This window comes from Mycolicibacter sp. MU0083 (assembly GCF_963378075.1).
GTDB classification, from domain to species: domain Bacteria; phylum Actinomycetota; class Actinomycetes; order Mycobacteriales; family Mycobacteriaceae; genus Mycobacterium; species Mycobacterium kokjensenii.
This window is the reverse complement of the sequence record NZ_OY726394.1, coordinates 92,871-112,854: the sequence shown is the minus strand read 5'-3', so window position 1 is coordinate 112,854 and position 19,984 is coordinate 92,871. Positions and strand designations below refer to the sequence as shown.

At 68.0% G+C, this 19,984-nt stretch carries 21 protein-coding genes; 12 read left to right on the top strand and 9 right to left on the bottom strand.

The features are described from left to right. The first annotated feature begins 22 nt into the window (after window positions 1-22). Together RCP38_RS00560 and RCP38_RS00555 are read left to right on the top strand one after the other, a co-directional pair. A complete protein-coding gene (locus tag RCP38_RS00560) occupies window positions 23-766 on the top strand; it encodes a glucose 1-dehydrogenase (RefSeq protein WP_308474776.1) in 744 nt (247 codons plus the stop codon). A gap of 21 nt (window positions 767-787) precedes the next feature. Continuing rightward, window positions 788-1,510: a pirin family protein gene (locus RCP38_RS00555; RefSeq protein ID WP_308474775.1), complete on the top strand. Its 723-nt coding sequence runs from the start codon at window positions 788-790 to the stop codon at window positions 1,508-1,510. Between the two features lie 97 nt (window positions 1,511-1,607). On the opposite strand, the gene RCP38_RS00550 is transcribed toward RCP38_RS00555, so the two are convergent. Further along, window positions 1,608-2,279, bottom strand: a complete 672-nt coding sequence (locus tag RCP38_RS00550; protein ID WP_373692415.1) for an Mce protein — start codon at window positions 2,277-2,279, stop codon at window positions 1,608-1,610. 84 nt (window positions 2,280-2,363) lie between these two features. Continuing rightward, entirely contained in the window at window positions 2,364-2,936 is a 573-nt protein-coding gene (locus RCP38_RS00545) for a hypothetical protein (protein ID WP_308474774.1), read from the bottom strand. Between the two features lie 399 nt (window positions 2,937-3,335). Between RCP38_RS00545 and RCP38_RS00540 the strand changes: the two genes are divergently transcribed. The 10 genes from RCP38_RS00540 to RCP38_RS00495 are packed head-to-tail and all read left to right on the top strand — an operon-like array spanning window position 3,336 to window position 13,775. After that, window positions 3,336-4,205 carry an MlaE family ABC transporter permease gene (locus tag RCP38_RS00540; RefSeq protein ID WP_308474773.1) on the top strand — a complete coding sequence of 290 codons (870 nt, stop codon included), beginning with the start codon at window positions 3,336-3,338 and terminating at the stop codon, window positions 4,203-4,205. A 3-nt stretch (window positions 4,206-4,208) separates the two neighbouring features. Continuing rightward, window positions 4,209-5,066: an ABC transporter permease gene (locus RCP38_RS00535; RefSeq protein WP_308474772.1), complete on the top strand. Its 858-nt coding sequence runs from the start codon at window positions 4,209-4,211 to the stop codon at window positions 5,064-5,066. Between the two features lies 1 nt (window position 5,067). Further along, window positions 5,068-6,651 carry an MlaD family protein gene (locus tag RCP38_RS00530; RefSeq protein WP_308474771.1) on the top strand — a complete coding sequence of 528 codons (1,584 nt, stop codon included), beginning with the start codon at window positions 5,068-5,070 and terminating at the stop codon, window positions 6,649-6,651. Further along, entirely contained in the window at window positions 6,648-7,733 is a 1,086-nt protein-coding gene (locus RCP38_RS00525) for an MCE family protein (protein ID WP_308474770.1), read from the top strand. Before RCP38_RS00530 ends, RCP38_RS00525 begins: the two co-directional genes overlap by 4 nt. Continuing rightward, window positions 7,726-8,775 (top strand): MlaD family protein, encoded by a 1,050-nt coding sequence (locus tag RCP38_RS00520; protein ID WP_308474769.1) that lies wholly within the window; start codon window positions 7,726-7,728, stop codon window positions 8,773-8,775. Before RCP38_RS00525 ends, RCP38_RS00520 begins: the two co-directional genes overlap by 8 nt. Further along, window positions 8,772-9,905, top strand: a complete 1,134-nt coding sequence (locus RCP38_RS00515; protein ID WP_308474768.1) for an MCE family protein — start codon at window positions 8,772-8,774, stop codon at window positions 9,903-9,905. The genes RCP38_RS00520 and RCP38_RS00515 overlap by 4 nt, the downstream gene beginning before the upstream one ends. A 2-nt stretch (window positions 9,906-9,907) precedes the next feature. Continuing rightward, window positions 9,908-11,164 (top strand): MlaD family protein, encoded by a 1,257-nt coding sequence (locus RCP38_RS00510; RefSeq protein ID WP_308474767.1) that lies wholly within the window; start codon window positions 9,908-9,910, stop codon window positions 11,162-11,164. Next, window positions 11,161-12,411 (top strand): MlaD family protein, encoded by a 1,251-nt coding sequence (locus RCP38_RS00505; protein ID WP_308474766.1) that lies wholly within the window; start codon window positions 11,161-11,163, stop codon window positions 12,409-12,411. The genes RCP38_RS00510 and RCP38_RS00505 overlap by 4 nt, the downstream gene beginning before the upstream one ends. A 19-nt stretch (window positions 12,412-12,430) precedes the next feature. Further along, the gene (locus RCP38_RS00500; RefSeq protein ID WP_373692413.1) at window positions 12,431-12,967 is read left to right on the top strand and encodes an Mce protein; all 537 of its coding nucleotides are present in this window, start codon (window positions 12,431-12,433) and stop codon (window positions 12,965-12,967) included. A gap of 10 nt (window positions 12,968-12,977) precedes the next feature. After that, window positions 12,978-13,775, top strand: coding sequence for a mannan-binding family protein (locus RCP38_RS00495; protein ID WP_308474765.1), 798 nt, complete (start codon window positions 12,978-12,980; stop codon window positions 13,773-13,775). 7 nt (window positions 13,776-13,782) lie between these two features. On the opposite strand, the gene RCP38_RS00490 is transcribed toward RCP38_RS00495, so the two are convergent. Genes RCP38_RS00490 through RCP38_RS00460 form a run of 7 tightly spaced genes read right to left on the bottom strand, consistent with a single transcriptional unit; the run spans window position 13,783 to window position 19,969 of the window. After that, entirely contained in the window at window positions 13,783-14,451 is a 669-nt protein-coding gene (locus RCP38_RS00490; RefSeq protein ID WP_308474764.1) for a YoaK family protein, read from the bottom strand. A gap of 21 nt (window positions 14,452-14,472) precedes the next feature. Beyond that, the gene (locus RCP38_RS00485; RefSeq protein WP_308474763.1) at window positions 14,473-15,198 is read right to left on the bottom strand and encodes a mammalian cell entry protein; all 726 of its coding nucleotides are present in this window, start codon (window positions 15,196-15,198) and stop codon (window positions 14,473-14,475) included. Then, entirely contained in the window at window positions 15,165-15,710 is a 546-nt protein-coding gene (locus tag RCP38_RS00480; protein WP_308474762.1) for a mammalian cell entry protein, read from the bottom strand. Before RCP38_RS00480 ends, RCP38_RS00485 begins: the two co-directional genes overlap by 34 nt. Further along, window positions 15,707-16,657 carry an RDD family protein gene (locus tag RCP38_RS00475; RefSeq protein WP_308474761.1) on the bottom strand — a complete coding sequence of 317 codons (951 nt, stop codon included), beginning with the start codon at window positions 16,655-16,657 and terminating at the stop codon, window positions 15,707-15,709. Before RCP38_RS00475 ends, RCP38_RS00480 begins: the two co-directional genes overlap by 4 nt. Continuing rightward, window positions 16,654-17,262, bottom strand: a complete 609-nt coding sequence (locus RCP38_RS00470; RefSeq protein ID WP_308474760.1) for an Mce protein — start codon at window positions 17,260-17,262, stop codon at window positions 16,654-16,656. Before RCP38_RS00470 ends, RCP38_RS00475 begins: the two co-directional genes overlap by 4 nt. Then, the gene (locus RCP38_RS00465; protein ID WP_308474759.1) at window positions 17,232-18,824 is read right to left on the bottom strand and encodes an MCE family protein; all 1,593 of its coding nucleotides are present in this window, start codon (window positions 18,822-18,824) and stop codon (window positions 17,232-17,234) included. Before RCP38_RS00465 ends, RCP38_RS00470 begins: the two co-directional genes overlap by 31 nt. Further along, on the bottom strand, window positions 18,818-19,969 hold the full coding sequence (locus RCP38_RS00460) for an MCE family protein (RefSeq protein ID WP_308474758.1): 1,152 nt from the start codon (window positions 19,967-19,969) through the stop codon (window positions 18,818-18,820). The genes RCP38_RS00465 and RCP38_RS00460 overlap by 7 nt, the downstream gene beginning before the upstream one ends. Window positions 19,970-19,984: the final 15 nt, after the last annotated feature.

Sequence of the window (19,984 nt, the reverse complement as noted above, 5' to 3'; positions counted from 1 at the left end):
CGCCCAGGTAACGTCGCCGATCATGGGACGACTCGAAGGCAAAGTTGCGCTGATCAGCGGCGGCGGTCGGGGCATGGGCGCCGCGCACGTACGGGCCCTGGCGGCCGAGGGCGCCAAGATCGTGATCGGCGACGTCCTGGAGGAGGAAGGCGCCAAGCTCGCCGATGAGCTGGGCGCCGACACCGCCCGCTTCGTGCGTCTCGACGTCACCTCGGCCGAGCAGTGGCAGGCCGCCACCGAGGCCGCCGTCGCGGCGTTCGGCAGCCTCGACGTGCTGGTGAACAACGCCGGGATCGCCAAGTACAACACCCTGGAGAACTTCGACATCGCCGCCTGGCAGCAGGTGCTCGACGTGAACCTGACCGGGACCATGCTGGGTATGCACGCCGCCGTCGCGCCGATGAAGGCCGCCGGCGGCGGGTCCATCATCAACATCTCCTCGGTGGAGGGGATGCGCGGCACGGCCGGCCTGCACGGCTACGTCGCCTCGAAGTGGGGGGTGCGCGGGGTGGCCAAGGCCGCCGCGCTGGAGCTGGCGCCGCACAACATCCGGGTCAACAGTGTGCTGCCGGGCCTGGTCCGCACCCGGATGACGATCGCGGTTCCCGACGATTCACTGCAGATCCCGTTGGGCCGCGGCGCCAAGTCCGCCGAGGTGTCCACCGCGGTGATCTTCCTGGCCTCCGACGAGTCCGGCTACATGACCGGCTCCGACATCGTCATCGACGGCGGCCTGTCGGTGGGCATTCCACACAAGAACAGCTAGCCGGCCCACTAGCCTGGCGTCATGACCGGGCTGCTCGACATCCGCCGGGCTGCCGACCGGGCGGTCACCCGCGCGGCGTGGCTGCAGTCGCGGCACTCGTTCTCGTTCAACGACTACTACGACCCGGACAACACCCACCACGGCCTGCTATTGGTGAACAACGACGACGTGGTGGCGCCCGCTTCGGGGTTCGATACCCACCCGCACCGCGACGCCGAGATCGTCACCTGGGTGCTGTCGGGCGCATTGACCCACCGGGACTCGATCGGCAACTCCGGGGTCATCTATCCCGGCCTGGCGCAACGGATGTCGGCGGGAACCGGAATCCTGCACTCCGAACGCAACGAATCACCCGACGAGCCGGTGCATTTCGTGCAGATGTGGGTCATGCCCGACACCCCGGGCCGAACTCCGGGCTATGAACAACGCGATATCGGCGACGCCCTGGCCGCCGGCGGCCTGATCCCGGTCGCCTCCGGGGCCGACCCGGACGCCGCGATCGGTCTCGGCAACTCCGCGGCCACCCTGTATGCGGCGCGGCTGGAACCGGGCCAGAGCATTACGGTGCCCGACGCCGCGTACGCACATCTATTCCTTGCCGCGGGCGCCGCCGAGCTCGAGGGGGCCGGCGCATTGGCCGCCGGCGACGCGGTGCGGTTCACCGGGGGCGGAGGCCACCGGGTCAGCGCTGAAACGCCGACAGAACTCCTGGTTTGGGCGATGGCCGGCCGACTGGGCGGATGACCCGGTTGACCCTCCGCCGCGAGATCCCGTTCCCGCAGGCCCGCACTCGCACGTTTCCTACGTGGGTGGGATTTCGCGGCTTAACCGGACCAGGCGCTCAGGGCATGTCGACCTTGGCCGCCAGCCAGCGACCGTTGACCTTCTCCATGGTCATCGCGATACGACTGCGGTCGATCATCGGCTTGGGAGCGGCCTTGTTGCTCACCGACTGATCGACGAAGATCAGCACCTCGACCCTGTTCTTGGTGGCCGATTTGACCGCCGAGTCGATGACGGTGCCGTGCGCGGCCGCCTTGTTCTCGATCAGCAACCGGCGCAACTGCTCGCTCGATGCGGCGTAGAGCTCCTTGAATTCACCGGTGGCCCCGTCGAGGACCTCGGCGAAGTTCTTGTCGATATCGGCGGGGTCCACGCCGGTCAGCACCATCGTGTACTTCTCGGCGGCCTCCAGTGCCTGGGCGGCGGCCACGCTGCGCCGGTGGTGGTCGTACAGCAGCCAGCCCTCGAAGGCCGCACCCGCCAGGCCCAGCACCAGCACCGCCACCGCGATCCATCGCCGGTAGCCGCCGGCGGTCCCGGTCGCCGCTACCGCGTCGTCGGCTTCCGCGTCGTCGGCTTCGACCTCAGCGGTTTCGACCTCGTCGGCTTCAATCTCGGCTTCACCCTCGACGTCGGTCTCCGGTTCCACGGCCGCACCCGCCGAATCCACGTCCGATTCGACGTCGGACTCGACGTCGCCGGCCGCTTGTTCATCCGCAGAGTCGGACACCTGGACTACCTCTCATGGTTGGCCGCAACCAGAACTCGGCCGCAACGCACCTGCGAACCTACCGCAATCCGCACCCGTGCCCGTTCAGGTACAAGCCCCCGAATTCCGCAGCGCGTTGCCCCACCCGGCGGCGGAATCGATGTAGGTGCGGGTGAAGCCCGCCGGCTGTTTCTTGCGCATGCTGTCGGCGGTGCGGGACAACTGGAAGAACACTCCGGTGAGCTGCTCGCCGCCGTAGATCGGGGAGTAGGGGCCGAAGTTGTCCGGGGTGTTGCGGATGGTCAGCGGCTGCAGTCGTGGCGCCAGGTAGCCCGTCGCCCGGTCGATGTCGGCCGTCACCGCATCCGCGTGGCCCTGCACGGCGGCGTAGGCGTCGCGGTGCGCGGCGAGGTCGCGGTTGAAGTCGTTGATCCGCCCCATCAGCGCGTCGAACCGGGCGTCGAACCACTGACACGATTCGGACATGCCGCCGATCATCTCCGGGGTCACCCGGGAGGTGAAGGTGCTGTAGGGCCAGATGTCCATGTGCGGCGACCAGCCCGTGGCGGTCGGCGTGAAGTCTGACGTCGCCGGTGCCTGGTCCGGTTCGGCCGCCGCCGGACCGGGAGTCAGCGCCGCGAGGGCTGCCATCGTCGCCGCGGCCACCGTGCTCCGCATCCGCCGTCCCCTCATCGTCACCGCCGCAAACTACCTTTCTTTCCCACACGAACTTCTACCGATCGAGTATCGCCATCCGAGCCCGGCCGGCGACGCCGAATCCGTGAAACTTCCTGCTACTCACGGGTAACTCGGTCATAAGCGCAGTCATGTTGCTTGAACCACCCATGGCCGGGCATCGTGTCCGACATCATGTCCGGATGAAAGGTCGCGGCGAGGCCCCATGAGCTCCCAGCAAGCACTCGCGATGCGTATCTTTTGTGCCAACCCACCAGTTGGTCCGAGAACGCTGGAACCCTACCGTGGAGTAAGAACAACCGCTAAGGTGTCCGCCATAGATCATCGGCCACCGGGACCATGGGCCACGCAGAGTGATCTCCTGACCACGGACGGCGACCGATGACCACCCAGCATCAATCCGGCCCCGACGCCGAAGCCCCGCTCGACGGCACCGCCGCCATCCAGGACTGGACCGTCGGCTACGTCAACCGTCACCCGCTGGCCTCCCTGACCACCGTCGGCGAACAGTGCGTGCTGGCGGTGCGCACCGTGCAGTACTTCTTCTCCGACCTGTTCGGCGGCCGCTTCCAATGGGGCGAATTCGTCCGGCAGAGCGCCTTCATGGCCAACACCGCCGTACTGCCGACCGTCCTGGTCGCGCTGCCGATCGGGGTCACGCTGTCCATCCAGTTCGCCCTGCTGGCCAACCAGGTCGGTGCGACCTCGCTGGCCGGCGCCGCGGCCGGCCTGGCCGTCATCCGGCAGGCCGCCTCCCTGGTCGCCGCCATGCTGATGGCCGCCGCGGTCGGATCGGCCATCACCGCCGATCTGGGGTCGCGCACCATGCGCGAGGAGACCGACGCCATGGAGGTGATGGGGGTCTCGGTGATCCGCCGGCTGGTGGTGCCCCGTTTCGGCGCGGCGATCATGGTCGGCGTGGCACTGACCGGGATCACCTGCTTCGTCGGGTTCTTGGCCAGCTACCTGTTCAACGTCTATTTCCAGAAGGGCGCGCCGGGCAGTTTCGTGGCCACGTTCTCCTCGTTCGCCACCACCGGCGACATGATCGTGGCGTTGATCAAGGCGGTGGTCTTCGGCGCGATCGTCGCCGTGGTGGCCTGCCAGAAGGGCCTGTCCACCCGCGGCGGGCCGGCCGGCGTCGCCAACTCGGTGAACGCCTCGGTGGTCGAATCGATCCTGGTGCTGATGATCGTCAACGTCGGTATCAGCGAGCTCTACAACGTGCTGTACCCGCGGACGGGGCTGTAAGCCATGACCGCCTCGTCCTACGTCCCGGCGTTCGCACGCCCACTGCTGCGCGCCTACCGCACGTTCTCCGAGCCCACCATCCGGCTCGGGCACATGCTGGTGTTCTTCGGCCGGGCGGCCGCCGGCGTCCCGACCGTGCTGCGCCACTACCGCAAAGAATTCCTGCGGCTGCTCTCCGACATCGCCTGGGGCAACGGCTCCATCGTGGTCGGCGGCGGAACCGCCGGCGTGGCCGTGGTGCTGGGCTTCACCGCCGGTGCCCTGGTGGCCATCGAGGGCTACAACTTCCTGAATCTGCTGGGCTTGGGGCCGGCGACCGGCATCATCTCCTCACTGGTCAACACCCGTGAGCTGGCGCCGATCATGGCGTCCATGGCGTTCGCCATGCAGGCCGGTTGCCGTTTCACCGCGCAGTTGGGCGCCATGCGGATCGCCGAGGAGATCGACGCCCTCGATGCGATCGCCATCCGGCCCATCCCGTTCCTGGTCACCACCCGGCTGATGGCCGCGACCATCGCGGTGATCCCGCTGTACGTGGCCTGCCTGGCCATCACCTACCTGACGTGCCAGTTCGTCACCGGGATCATCGGCGGCGGATCCATCGGCCCCTACCTGCACTACTTCACGATGATGTTGTCCGGCAAGGACATCGTCTATTCGGTGCTCAAATGCGTGGTGTTCGTGTGGCTGGCCTCCACCGTGCAGTGCTACTACGGCTTCTACGCGTCCGGTGGACCCGAAGGGGTCGGGGTGGCCGCCGGCCGCGCCATGCGGGCCAGCATCACCATCGTCATCATGGTCAACATGCTGATGACCATGGCGTTGTGGAGCATCGACGCCGGCGCAAGGTTCGGTGGCTGACGTGAGCAATTCGCTGGACACCGACGGGCGCGGTCCCTCCGAACGGCAGTTGCTGGGTGCGGGTATCGCGGTGCTGATCGTGATCGCGTTGATCACCGCCGGCCTGCTGGCCAAGTCCACCGGCCGACTCAACGCCTACGTGCGGGTGGTCGCCGACCTGACCAACGTCGGCGACGGACTGCCGGCCCAGTCCGACGTCAAGTACCACGGGCTGCTGGTGGGCAGCGTCACCGACGTGATCCCGGCCGCCTACGGCAAACCCAACTACGTCCACATCAACCTCAAACCCGAGTACGCCAAGGACATCCCGAACTCCGTGACGGCCCGGGTGGTGCCGTCCAACATCTTCGCGGTGTCCTCGATCCAGTTGGTCGATGCGGGCAGCGGCGGGCCGACCATCCGCGACGGCACCCACATCGCCGAGAACGGTGACCTGTCGACGGTGATCTTCCAGACCACCGTGTCGAAACTGCGCGACATCCTGGCCGCCACCGGCCGCGGCCGCGAAGACCACAGCCTCGGCCTGCTGGCCGCCGTCGGCGCGGCCACCGACAATCGGCGCGAGAAACTGCTGCACTCCGGCGCGCACCTGTCCCGGATACTCGACCAGCTCAACGGCATCGTGGCCACCGAGCCCGGCCCGTCCACCGTCTCGGCCCTGCTCGACGCCACCCACGGCCTGCAGACCAGCGCCCCCGACCTCGTCGACGCGCTGCACGAGGCCGTCGAGCCGATGCGTGCGTTCGCCCAGAAGCGCGCCGAGTTGGCGTCCCTGGTCGCCGGCGCCCAGCACACCTTCGGCGTCTCCCGCGAAGCGCTGGACAACCATGTCGACCAGCTCATCGCGATCACCCACGACCTGACCCCGGTGCTGGGCGTGCTGGCCAACAACGCCGACAAATACGTGCCGATCTTCACCCGGGTCAACCGGCTCTCCGACAAGTTCTTCGACAACCTCTACAACGACAAACTCGTCATGAACAGCATGCGGGTCAACCTTTCGTTCACCCCGCTGCACACCTACACCCGGGCCGACTGCCCGCAGTACGGCGAGATGAAGGGCCCGAGCTGCTTCACCGCGCCGATGATCGAGGTGCGGTCGGAACTGCCCGCGTCCATGCTGCCGCAGAACTATCACTTCCCGGCCGGTCTGGAACCCCCGGAGGGCACCGAGATCGGACCCGACGGCAACCTGCGGGCCGTCGGCCCCCCGCTGGTCAACGGCCCGCCGAACCTCGAGGACAACAACCCGCCGCTGCCGTGGTGGACCGGCCCCGCGCCGCGCATCCCCACCACCGGCGACCCGCTCGACGAGGGTCCGCCGCCGCCGCCGGGCCCGCCCATCCCGGCCCAGCCGCACGCCCCGGAGTGGCAGCCGGCCCCACCGATCGCGCCGGCGTCCTACGGCGGCAACGTCGGTCCGGTCGGCAGCCAGGCCGAGCGCAACCAGCTCGGCCTGCTCACCGGCCAGCGCGAACCGGCCACGGTGGCGACCCAACTGTTGCTCGGCCCGGTCGCCCGGGGTAACGCCGTCTCGGTGGCCGTGACCGGCACCGCCGCACCGCAGGGAGGTGGCAGCAAGTGAAATTCCGTGGTCCCCTGGTCGGGCTGACGTTGTTCATGGTGGTCTCGACGGTGCTGACCTGGCTGGTCTACGCCACCCTGCGTCGCGATGTGGCCGGGCCGACGACGCCCTACGCCGCGGTGTTCACCGACGCCTACGGGTTGCGCGAGGGCGACGACGTTCGGATGGCCGGAGTCCGGGTCGGCCGCGTCGAGAAGGTCGCCCTGGACGGCAAGCTGGCGAAGGTCTCGTTCATCGTCCAGAACAACCAGCGGCTCTACACCAACACCATCGCGTCGGTGACCTACCAGAACATCATCGGGCAGCGTTACCTCGGCCTGTCACTGGGCGAAGCCGACCCCTCCGGCGACCACGTGCTGCCCAAGGGCAGCGTGATCGGGGTCGAGCGCACCGAGCCGTCGTTCGACGTCAGCGTGCTGCTCAACGGCTTCAAACCGTTGATGTCCCTGCTCAACCCCAAACAGGCCGACGACCTGACCAAGGGGGTACTGCAGTCGTTGCAGGGCGACCAGGCCTCGATCGCGACGCTGGTGGATCAGTCCTCGACGCTGACCGCCACACTGGCCGGACGCGACGAGGTGCTCGGCGACCTGATCACCAGCCTGAACAAGCTGACCGGCACCCTCGCCGCGCAGAACGACCAGTTGGACCACTCGCTGAACCAGGCGCGGGTGGCGGTCGCGGACCTGGATTCGCGCCGGCCGGCGCTGCAGTCCTCGGTCGGTTCGCTGGCCCAGGTGACCCAGCAGCTGTCGCGGATCACCGACGAGGTCTTCCCGTCCTTCGAGGAGATGATCAACCGGGAACCGGGCTTCACCAAGCACATGGCCTCGATCGAGCCGCAGCTGGCGTTCACCGGCGCTAACCTGCCACTGTTGCTGAAGGGCTTCGGCCGGATCTTCGGGGAGGGCACCTACGGCAACGCGTACGCCTGTGACGTCAACGCGACCGGTTTCATGCCCGGCTTCAACGACATCACCACGATGATCGTCAACGCCGCCACCCCCGGCAACGCCCGCCCGCTCACCACCGAGAACCTGGCCTGGCACACCCCGAGATGCAGGAACATCGTCAATGGCTAGCCTCAAACGATTCATCGGCGAGTGGCGCACCCGGCCGCTGGAGTCCTACAACACAACCTGGCTGGGGTTCGGCGCCCTGGCGGTGGTGGGCGTCCTGATCGCCGGCGCCCTGCTGTTCAAGGTGGTCGGCTTCGGCTACACCCGCTACCACGCGGACTTCACCCAGGCCGCCGCGCTGCGGCCCGGCAACCCGGTCATGATCGCCGGCATCGAGGTCGGCCGGGTGACGAGCATGCGGCTCGCCGGCGACCACGTCGAAGCCGGCCTGACCGTGCGCAGCGACATCCCGCTGGGCAAGGACACCCGGGCGAAGATCCAGGTGATGACGATTCTGGGCTCGCGCTACCTCAAGTTGGAGCCCGACGGCCCGGGCAGCCTGCCCGGCAAGCGGATCGCGCTCTCCCACACCGAGGCCCCCTACGATCTGCAGTCGCTGCTGGAGGATGCCACCACCACCTTCGATCAGGTCGACTCCGACCAGTTCGGGCAGTCCCTGGCGGTGCTCGGACGGCAGCTGAGCGGGCTGCCGCCGATCGTCCCGCAGGCGATGGCCAACCTGCATACCCTGGCGAAGATCACCGCCGACCGGCGCGACGAACTCGGCACCCTGCTCGCCAGCACCCAGCGGGTGGCCACCACCCTGCGCAACCAGCAGAGCAACCTGGGGACGCTGATCGAGCAGGGCCAGGATTTCCTCGGCGAACTGGTGGCCCGGCAGCAGACCTTCCACGGGATGTTGGCGGCGCTGACCAATCTGGTGGGCCAACTGGACAAAGTCGTGGTCAAGGACCGGAAGATGCTCGACGACATGCTGGTCAACATCCGCGCCCTGGCGGACATGGTCGGTCAGCACGACGATCTGCTGCGCAGCCTGCTGCAGGCGGCCCCGCCGCCGCTGCGGGGCCTGACCGATGCGACGGGCTACGGTCCGGCCGTCGAGCTCAATCTGACCAACGGCCTGGCGGCGGACTCCTGGATGTGCGCGATCAGCGGGCGCGCAAAGCAGTTCGGCATGATCGAGTACTTCAAGGACTGCAAATGAGCACCCCGGCGACCACCCCCACCCGACGGCGCGGCCGCAACGCGCTGTTAGCCCTGCTGATCGTCGGTGCCGTCGCACTGGCTTCGGCCGCCGCGTACTCCTACAGTCCGTTCGGCCGCGATATCACCGTGACCGCCCAATTCGACAGTGCCGCCGGCCTGTATGAGGACAACGTGGTCGCGGTGCTGGGCATGCCGGTGGGCAAGGTCCGCAAGATCACCCCGAAGGGCGAATACGTCGAGGCGGAGTTCACCGTCGACCGCGGCGTGAAGATTCCCGCCGACGTGAACGCGGTGACCATCAACACCTCGATCCTGACGGCACGCCAGATCGAGCTGACCCCCGCCTATTCGGGCGGACCGGTGTTGCAGAACGGCACCACCATCGGACTCAACCGCACCCGGACCCCGGTGGCCTTCGACCGGGTCCTGGACATGCTCGACAAGGTGTCCAAGTCGCTCGGGGGCGACGGGAAGGGCAACGGGCCGGTGGCCGACGTGATCAACGCCGGCGCCGACATCGCCGACGGCAACGGCGAGAAGATCAAGTCGGCCCTCGGCGAACTCTCCCGTGCACTGAAGCTCAGTTCCGATCACGGCGAGGTGACCGGCGACCAGTTGACCTCGATCATCACCAACCTGAGTTCGTTGATGGAGGCGGCGGACCGCAACGACGCGAAGCTACGTCAATTCGGCTCCACCACACGGCAGTTGAGCCAGATGCTCGCCGATGAGGATTTCGGCACCGGACGCACCGGACGCAAGCTCAACGAGATCGTCGCGCAGGCCACCCAACTGCTGCAGGCCAACCGGGAGAACCTCAAGCAGACCGTGCTCGACGGTGATCGCGCGACGGTGACCATCGTCGACAAGCAGCGCGACCTGGCCGAACTGCTGAACGTGCTCCCGCTGGCGTTGGAGAACGTCTACAACGCGGTCGACGCCAACAACGGGTCGGTGCGCATTCACGCGGTGACCGACAAGCTGCTCTTCGACAACCAGGGCATGAAGGAGATCTGCAACATGATGCATCTTCGCCAGTTGGGTTGCGGCACCGGAACCCTGGCGGATTACGGCCCGGACTTCGGGCTGACCTACATCCTCGACGGCCTCTCGATGATGGGTCAGTAGCGATGCCGACGATCACCCGACGCACTCGGACGGCGGTACTGGCACTGGTGTGCAGTACCGTGGTGGCCTCCTCGGCGGCGTGCGGCAGCGGGCTGGACAGCCTGCCGCTGCCCGCGCCCGGGATCGGCAGCGGCGGTTACCGCGTCACCGCCGTGTTCGCCAACGCGCTCAACCTGCCCGCGCACGCCAAGGTCAAACTCGCGGGTGCCGATGTGGGGCAACTGGAGTCGATGGAGGCCCGCAACTACACCGCGGTCACCACCCTGCGCATCATGGACGGCGTCCGCATCCCGGTGGGCAGCACCGCCGAATTGCGTTCCGCGACACCGCTCGGCGATGTGTTCGTGGCGATCAAGCCGCCCGCGGAGGTCGACTCGTCGGCGCCCCTGCTGAAGGCCGGCGACACCATCGGCATGGACTCCACCGCATCGGCGTCGACGGTGGAATCGGTGTTGAGCTCGGCGGCACTGCTGGTCAACGGCGGTGCGGTGCAGAACTTCACCAACATCGTCAACGGTGCGGGCAAGGCCACGGGCGACCAGGGCAAGGCCTTCGGGAAGCTCATCGGCCAGTCCAACGACCTGCTGGCGAAGCTCAACGCCCGTTCCGGCGAGATCGAGTCGGCGCTGCGCCAGACCAGTGACCTGGCCGACCGGCTCGATGCGCGCAGCGCCGCGCTGACCGAGGTGCTCGAAGCGGCCAGCCCGGCCACCGACACCCTGGTGGACAACACCACTGCGCTGGCCGACCTGGTCGAACAGCTCGGCGCCACCAGCCGACAGCTGGCGCGGTTCCCCTCCATCGCCGGCACCGACGACTCGGGGCACAGCTTCGTCGTCGACGCCAACACCATCGCCAAGTCCTGGAACGACGTGGCGACCGATCCCGACACCAGCCTGTGGGCGCTGAACCGGATGATGGCGCCGCTGATCAAGGTGACGCCCAGCGCGGCGATCTCCACCACCGTCAGCGTCGACCGGCTGGTCTGGGGTTCGATGCCCGATGCCGGCTTCAAGGGGGACCCGGCGTTCCACGGCCCGAAGCGCTACGACTGGGCGAAGTTGGCCGGGTCCATCAAGTACGCGCTGTGGCGGCTGCAGGAGCGTGTCGTGGGACGCGGCCCGGACTCCGACATGGGCCAGGCACCGTGGACGGCTGTTGGGCCGCCGATCCCGCCCACGCCGTCCGAGGAAGAAGTGGCCGCCCAAGAGCGGACCCGGGAGAACGCTCGGGGGAACGCACCGGGGCCGACGCCGTGATCGAGACCCTGAGCCGCTTCATCGTCCGGTCGGTTCGCGCCGGCTACCGGCGCAAGAACCTGCTGTCGAGTCTCGCACTGCTGATGACCCTGGTGCTGGCGACCGGCTACCTGTTGGTCGGCGCGCTGCGGGTCAATCCGGCACGCTCGACCTACCAGATCACCATCGCGCTGCCGGATTCCGGCGGACTGCTCACCAACCAGGACGTGTCGGTTCGCGGAATTCCGGTGGGCCGCATCGAGGCGCTGCGGGTGACCGGATCCGGGGTCGAGGCGATCGCCAACATCGACTCGAGCGTCCGGATCCCGGCAGCCAGCCCGGTTCGGGTGTCGGGTCTGTCGGCCGCCGGTGAGCAGTACATCGACTTCGAGCCGTCGTCGAACACCGGGCCGTTCCTGTCCGCGGGCAGCAAGGTCTCCCAGGACCAGGCCACCACCCCGATCCCGATGGCGACCCTGCTGGCCGACGCCGACGGCATGCTGGCCCAGACCGATCCCCGCAAACTCGATCTGGTCAAAAAGGAGTTGAGTCTGACCGGGGAGGGCCCGCAGAAGCTCACCGACCTCGTCGACGGCGGCACCTTCCTGCTGTCGACCCTGGACTCGGTGCTGCCGGAGACGGTGAGCCTGCTCAAGTCCAGCCGGGTGGTGCTGACCATGCTCAGCGACGTCGACAGCGGGCTGGTCACCACGACGGCGAACCTGGACAAGGTGTTCAAGGGCGTCAACCCGATGATCGGCGGCTACCAGCGGCTGCTGGATCAGGGGCCGGGGATGCTGTCGGCCGTGGACGGGATCTTCGACGACAACTCCGATGTGATGGTGGGCTTGCTGGGCAATCTGGTCACCACCGCCCAGTTGCTCTACGTCCGGGTACCGGCGCTCAACGCGTTGTTCCCCGACTACCGCGGGTCGTTGCTGGAGGCGCTGTCGACGACGATCCGGGAGAAGGGCCTGTGGACGACCGGGGACATCTACCCGCGCTACACCTGTGATTACGGCACGCCGCGGCGGGTGCCGTCGGCAGCGGACTACCCCGAGCCGTTCCTGTACAACTACTGTCGCGACACCGACCCGTCGGTCTTGATCCGCGGCGCCCGCAACGCACCGCGCCCACCCGGTGACGACACCGCCGGCCCCCCGCCCGGTGCGGACCTGACCGCGACCACCGATCCGACGCCCAAGGGCCGCTACACGATTCCCACCGAGTACGGCGGTCCGCCGCTGTTGATCGATCCGCCCCGCTGATGTTCGAGGAGACCACCCGGTGAGCACCGCCGACGCACCGTCGACGACCGAAGAACCCGACGCGGTGGCGCCGCGCAGCCGACGCGACACACTCACCCGGGCCGGTGTCGCCGCGGCCTATGTGGTGGTGTTCGGTCTGGTCCTGGGTCTGGGCTGGCCGCTGTGGCAGCAGCACCGGCTCACGTCGGCCGCCGCCGCAGGGCAGCATGCCGCCGTCGACTACGCGCAGGTGCTCACCAGCATCGACTCCGACAAGGTCGACGACAACTTCGACGCGGTGGTCAACGGCGCGACCGGCGAGTTCAAGGACACCTACACCAAGGCCAGTGTCCAGTTGCGGCAACTGCTGATCGACAACAAGGCCACCGCGCAGGGCACGGTGGTGGAGTCCGCGGTCCAGTCGAAATCACGTGACAAGGTGGTGGTGCTGTTGATGGTCAACCAGTCGATCACCAACACCACGCGACCGGATCCCCGGGTGGATCGGATCCGGATGAAGATGACGATGCAGAGGGTCGACGGCCATTGGCTGGCGAGCAAGGTCGAATTGCCCTAGGAGGCAAGCTATGTGGGCGAACCGGCTGTTGACCGGGCTGGTAACGGCGGCACTGACGGTCTGCGGTGTTGCGGCCGCACCCGCGGCGGGCGCATCGGCGCCGTCGTTCTGCAACGGTCTGGGCGGTGACTGGGACGGACAGTACTGCACCACCGACGTCCATTCCGAACGGCTGGCCACCCGCTACATCCGGATGGCGGTGCCCGGCGATCTGGTGGACCACCCGGTGGCCGGCCCGCCGATCCGGGACTACCTGTCGAAGCTGTTCAGCAATTGGCGCATCAAGGGCGCGTCGATGGTCGCCGACAGCTGGGGCAACGAGAACTACGAGGTCTTCCAGCACGGCAAGGCGCTGACCGTGGTGTTCCACGAGGACTACCACTCCGACGGCCCGTATATCAACAACGCCTACCGGACCTTCACCTTCGACATGGGTCCGGGCGGGCGGCAGTTGCAGTTGGCCGACATCACCAAGCCCGGGGTCGATCCGCTGGCGACGATTCCGCAGTTGGGCGAGCCCTACATCATCGAGGCGCTGGATCGGGCGTTCTGGGAGCACCGGCCCGGTGACTACCCGTTCGTCCCGGAGCGGTTCACCCCGGACAAGGTCTATTCCGGGGGCTACCGGTCCTGGGCGCTGACCCCCGACGAGCTGATCCTGTACATGCCCGACTATCCGGTCAGCCACGACAGTCCGATCCAGTACAACCAGATGCAGTGGTACATGGACGGCGGCAATGTGCAGGCCCACATCCCGCTGTCGGCACTGAGTTCGATTCTGCGGCCGGAGTACGGCGGGGTCGAGTAGGCGCTCGCTAGCCGAACCGGAACAGCAGTAATGCGGCCAGCACCACGACGGCCGCCAGGGCGATCACCGGTGCGATGAACAGATGCGTGAGGGTCGCCCCGACCACCGCGCCGGACAGCATCACCAGGACCACGCCGTAACGCAGCCCCTGCCGGTCGCCGCTGCCGCCGGCCAGCCGGCTGTCCACGCCGATCCCGACGATCGTCGAGGTCAGCACGGTGGTGTAGAGCTCCTGGATGCCGAATTGCCGGGCCGTGGAGTTCTGCACGCCGAAGGCCAGTGCCAGGCCGGCGATCAGGATCAGCTTGCTGGCGTCGTCGTAGCGCAGCACACCGAGCCCGGCGGCTCCCGCGAGCACCAGCAGCAGGGCGGCTTCGAAACCCAGCGCCGCGCAGAGCCAGCGCCGCGGGGCCCGCTCCCCGAACCGGCGCGCCAACCGGCCGCCGATGATCGCCCCGGCCAGGAACCCCGCGACGGCGTCGATCGCCGCCGTCAGGTCGAATCCGGTGTCCGGGACGAACAGGAATCCGAGGAAGATCGCGTTGCCGGTCATGTTCGCGACGAAGACCCGCCCGAGAACCAGCACACTGATCGCGTCGACCAACCCGGTCGCGAAGGTCAGCAGCAGCAGGGCCGTCACCGTGCGCCGCCGCGGCAACGGCGAGGCGATCGGCATGGTCCCGGCTACCCCCCCGGCTCAGCCCTGCAGGCGCGGGGTGAGATCCAGCGAGGTGATGGTGGGCATCCTGGTGACCACCCAGCGGTTCTGGTCCCGCTTCATGTACAGCCGATAGGTGAGGTACTTGATCTGGGGGATCGCCTTGTTCAGGGCGCTGGTGGCGGTGGTGTTCGTGTAGACGATCACGGTGGCTTCGGGGCCGTCGAGGGATTCGACGGCGGCGCCGACGATCTCGGTGGTGTCGGTGACCTGGGCCTGCTTGTTGCTGTCGGCGATCGCGTCGATGAACTTGCTGTACTGGGCCTGCAGGTCGCCGCTGAGGTATACCGCGGCCCGGTCCGGCAGCGTGTCCATGTTCTCCGGGGTGTAGTTCCACAACGTGTGGATGGCCCGCGCCGCGGTGCGGGCGACGTCGACCTTGGTCGCCACTTCGGCCCGGTCCAGAAGGTAGGGCTGGGAGGCGGCGCCCGCGAATCCGGCTGCGCCCACGAACGCCGCCGCACTGACCGCTACCGCCAACCGCATCCCGAGGCGTCCGCGGGCCCGACGTTGCGCGGGCTCGGGCTCCGGTTCCTGTTCCGGCTCGGTCTCGGTCTCGGCTCGGTCGTCGCCCTCGGTGACCTCGCCCTCCGTGCCCGCGTCCTCGGCGCCCGTCGCTTCGGCGTCCGCGTCCTCGAGGACCTCGGTCTGCTCGACGGCGGATTCCTCGGTCACAGCACCTGAGTCAGATTGCTGATCTTCCACTGGTCCCCTTCCTTGAGCGCCGTCGTCAACCAACGGGTGGCGACCTTGATCTGGTGTTTGCCGTCAGCGGTTTTGCCGCTGTTCTCCACGGCCACCAACAGGTTCACCGAGCCGTCGTCGTTCCACCGTTCGACCCCGGCCGCGGTGACGACGCCGGTGGTCGGTTCGCTGCGGGCCACCGCCACCAGGATCTGATTGGCCTTCTCCTGGTACTGCTGGGCGAATTCACCGGTGGCGTGATCGAGCACCTCGGCGAGGTAGTCGTTGGCGTGGAACGGATCGGGCGTGGTGAACATCGTCATGAAGGATTCGACCGCGGCCAGCGCCTCGACATCGCGCAATGCGGCCCGCCGGTGCTGCTCGTGGCCGACCAGGGTCAGGGCGCACACCGAGATGGCCGCCACCGCCGCCACCAGCGCACTGCCGATCACCGTCGCCAGCCGCCGCGACCGGACCGGACGGGGAACGAAGAGCGGCCGGTCGTCGGGTCCGACGCGCCGTCTCGGGCTCATTTCTCCCCCTCCCCGGCGTTCGGGTTGCTGCCGACGGTCAGGTCGTCGACACGCCAGGTCCGGTCCGCTTCGACGAATGTCACCCGCACCGTCGCGGTGATCAGCCGCCCCTTGCCGACCGTGCCCCGTTGGCCCTGCAGGAACAGCAGCATGGTGGCCCGGTGCGGGGCGGCGTCGAGCACCGCGGCGTCGGTGACCCGGTAGAGGTTCGGCACCGGCGTGGTCCCGCGGATCTTCTCCTGCTCGGGCACCAGTTGTTCGCGATAGCGCTCGGTGGCCAGCGACCGGGCGCGGGCGAAGTCGTCGTCGAGGGTCTGCGGGTCGTAGGACAGCATGTCGGCGACGATCTTGGGGCCCTGCCGCGCGATCTGGGTCCGGGCCACCTGGGTGGCGTGCTCACGCTGGTACACCAGGAAATATCCGGAGCTGGCCGCGAGCACCGCGAGCACCGCCGCGGCTACGAACACCCCGGCGGTCTTGACGGCGATATCGGCCGGTGGCCGACGGTCCCCGGCCGCGCGCACCTCGGTGCCGGTCAGGCGGTCGGCGAAGGTCCGCCGGCGCTTGTCCCGCAGCGGCCACAACCAGCCCAGTAACAGCGGCACCGTGTCGAGCAGATGCGCCGCCTCGCGCAGCATCAGTCGCACCGCGCCGACCGGCTTCCCCGGGCTGCTGCGAACCACCTCGATGCCGGTGAACGCCCGGCCGAGGCTGAACCCGGTGATCGCCGGCAGCAGCATCCGGTTGACCTCGGTGGCCAGGAACGCCACCGCCGCCACGATCGTGGTCACCCACCACCAGGCGCTGCCGAGCGGCAGGCCCATGGCGACCAGTCCCATCGACACCATGACGATCGCGCCGGGCACGATGTCGATGGCGAAGGCCTGCGCTCGGGTCCGCCACGGCACCGGTTCGCCACCGGGCTGCTGCACCGCCGAATCGGTCACCTGGCCACCTGGTCGATCTTCGCCATCCGGTACTGACCTTCGTCGCGCACCATCTGGACCCGCAGCCGGTAACCGACCTCTTTGCCCTTCGCCTCGACGTTGTCGGCCCTGATCCGGAACGCCACCAGCACGTCGACCGAACCGTCCGGGTTGTTGCGCTCGACGGCGGCACCCATCTCGGTCAGTTCGGTGTGGACCTTGGCCGCCTGGAAGGCGTGCACGATGATCTCGGCTTCCAGCGCGATGCGGGTACGCAATTCGCCCGCCGCACAGTTCAGGATCTTCTGCTGCGCCGTGGCCAGATCGGTGATATCCGGCGCCTGGTTGGCCAGCACACACTCCTTGGCCGCCGCGACCGCTTCCGCGTTCTCGCGGGCCAGCGCCCGGCTGGCCGCATGATCGCGCAGACCGATCACCCCCGCCGCCACCAGCCCGAGGGCGAGCAGCAGTAACAGCACACAAATACCCGCCTGCTGACGACGGCCAAGGCGGGACGCGGCCGGCTCACCCGTTGCCGCGTCCGCCGCGATGTCCTCGGCCGAGGTATCTGCGGTCTGCTGGTCCTCGTCCGTGCTCAGCGGAACGGTGCCAGCATCCCCTTCCATGCGTCGTCTCCTATGTTCATCGAGTTCTCGACGGAGTATTCGACGCCGTCTGGCCCCACCGCTTGGCCACTCTGCGGATTGTAGATCGCCGATGGTCCCCCGCCGGGGGTGTAGATGCAGGGGTTCGGTTGTTGACCGTTGCACTGCACGCTACCCGTCCCCGGCCGCGACAGCGGATCGTTGGCCGGCGGCGGCGACGGCGGCACCATGTCCGCCGGTAGCGGGTTCAGGCCGGTGTTGACCGACGGTGCCGGGATGACGTGGCCGGGTTCGACCGGCTGGTCGCAGCGAGCACCCAGCGCCGGGCAGTTCCGGATCTGGTTCGGGTCGCCGTACCAGGGGTTGGTACCCAGCGGCACGTAGGGCTTGTCGCTGCGGCATTCCTTCGGGGTGGCGGCCCGCTTGCCGGGGACGTCCACACAGGGGATGTTGCGCACGCCACGCACGTTGTTCGCCGGGGTGTCCTGCGGAATCCGGCAGGACACGTCCGGCAGCTCGGCGGGACTGGTGTCGGCGAACGCCCGCCACTCCGACGCCGGCAGATACCCGGTCAGACACGGCGGCGGGGTGTTGAGGCTCAGGCCGGGAACCGGCACCGGGAAGATCGGGCCGGGGAACGCGCCCAGCGCAACACCCAGCGAGGCCCGGCCCGGATAGGTCGAGCTCACCGTCTGGATGATCGAGCCGGCCTGCGGCAGGAACACCAGCACCTGTTCGGTGTTGCGGTTGTAGCGCTTGGCCATCTCGGTGAGGATCGCCATGTTGGCCATCATCTCCGGCAGCGTGTCCTTGGTGTCGTTGAACACCGTGTGCACCTGGTCGACCAGCGGCGGCAGGTCGGTGAGGATGTGCTTGACCGTCTCGTCCCGGCTGGCGGCCTGGGCGCTGAGCACGTTGAGGTTGCGCGCCCACTGGTGGATCGCATCCCCGGACTCGGTCTGGCTCTCGATGATGGGCGCCGACTTCTCCACGATGTCGTTGACGTCGTCGAGCTGGGTCTTGAAGTCACCGACGATCGCCTGGGTGGCGTCGACCAGCCGTTGCAGCGACGGCCCCAGTCCCCCGACCGCAACCGCGGTCTCGTCCAGCAGCGCCGAGATCTTGCCGGCCGGCAGGGCCGCGAGTCCCCGGTTGGCGGTGTCCAGGGCGGGTCCGATCGCCGCGGGCACGGTGCTCTCGGTGATGGTCTGGCCCGGCTTGAGGAACTGCCCCGGGTTGCCGCTGGACACCAGGTCCAGGTACTGCTCGCCGATCGCCGACACCGAATGCACGTTGGCGGTGGCGTCGGCCGGGATCTTGTACTTGCTGGAGATCTGGAACGTCGCCTGGGCGCCGGTCTCGGTCGGCTCGACTCCGGTGACCCGGCCGATGATGGTGCCCCGATAGGTCACGTTCGCGGTCTTGTACAGGCCGCCCGCTTCGGGCAGGTCCGCCTTCAGCGTGTACTGGCCGATACCCGCCAGGGTCGGCAGCCGCAGGTAGTAGACGCCCAACACCATCAGCGCGACCGCGGTCAGGACGCTGAAGATGACCAGCTGGCGCTTGATCTGTGGTTTCAGCAATTCCGGTCAGCCCTTTCCACATACGGACCGCCGGGTGCGGTGGCCGGGTTCGGGGTGTACCGAACGTCCGGAATCATCTTCTCCGGGTCGTGGCCGAAGGACTGCTCCAACGCCCGCAACATGCCGGAGAAACCGGTTCCGGTCAGGATCGCGTTGTCGATCGACGCATAGGTAAGGTCGACCACCAGCGAGGTGTTGATGAAGTCACCGCGGACGGCCTTGAAGGCACCGTCGACGTGGTACGGCGCGGTGATCATCACCTGCAGCAGCTCGGGGATGTACGGCGAGGCCTTCCGCAGTTCGCGTGCCGGGCACTGGAACGACGTCAGCACCTGGTGCAGGTCGGAGCGGATCGGGGCGATCTGCTGGTTGACCTCGTTGCCCATCCGGCCCAGGGCGTCCACCGCGTTGATGAAGATGGCCTGCTGGGTGTTGAAGTACTTGAACAGCGGCGGGAAGTCGGTCAACGCCTTCTCGATGGTGTCGTTGTGCGCGCCGAAGTAGCTCAGCAGCCGGTTGCTCGAATCGATCGCCCGGGTGATGTCCTCACGCTGGTCGTTGACGTTGTCGACGAAGGTGTCCAGCTTGGTCAGGAAGTCGCGGATCTGGTCGGCCCGCCCGTTGGACAGCGCGGCGAACTCGGTGGTGATGGTGTCCAGGTCCGACAGCCCGCCGCGCTGCAGCAGCAGCGCCAGCCCGGCCAACGTCCGTTCGATCGTCGGGTAGGACGTCGAGTTGCTCAGCGTGATGGTGTCGCCGTTGCGCAGTTCGCCCTGCGCGTCCTCGGGCGCCGTCAACTCGATGTGCTGCGAACCCAGCAAGCTGGTCTGGCCGATCTTGGCCTGGGCGTTGCGCGGCAGATGCACGTCGCGGTTCAGCTTCAGCTTCAGCGTGGCGACCCAGTTCTTCAACTCGATCTTCTCCACCGCCCCGACGAACACGTCGGCGACCAGCACCCGGCTGTTGCCGTTGAGCGCCAGCGTGTCGGGCACCTGGACGTACACGGTGTAGGCGCCGGGACCGCTGCCCGGGCCGCCGGGCAGCGGCACGTTGGCGATACCGCGCCAGCTACTGCACGACGACAGCGTCAGGGCCGCCATCAGCAGCACCAACGCCTGCCAGCCGCGTCGGCTGACCGTCTTCATCGCTGTCCTCCGTCT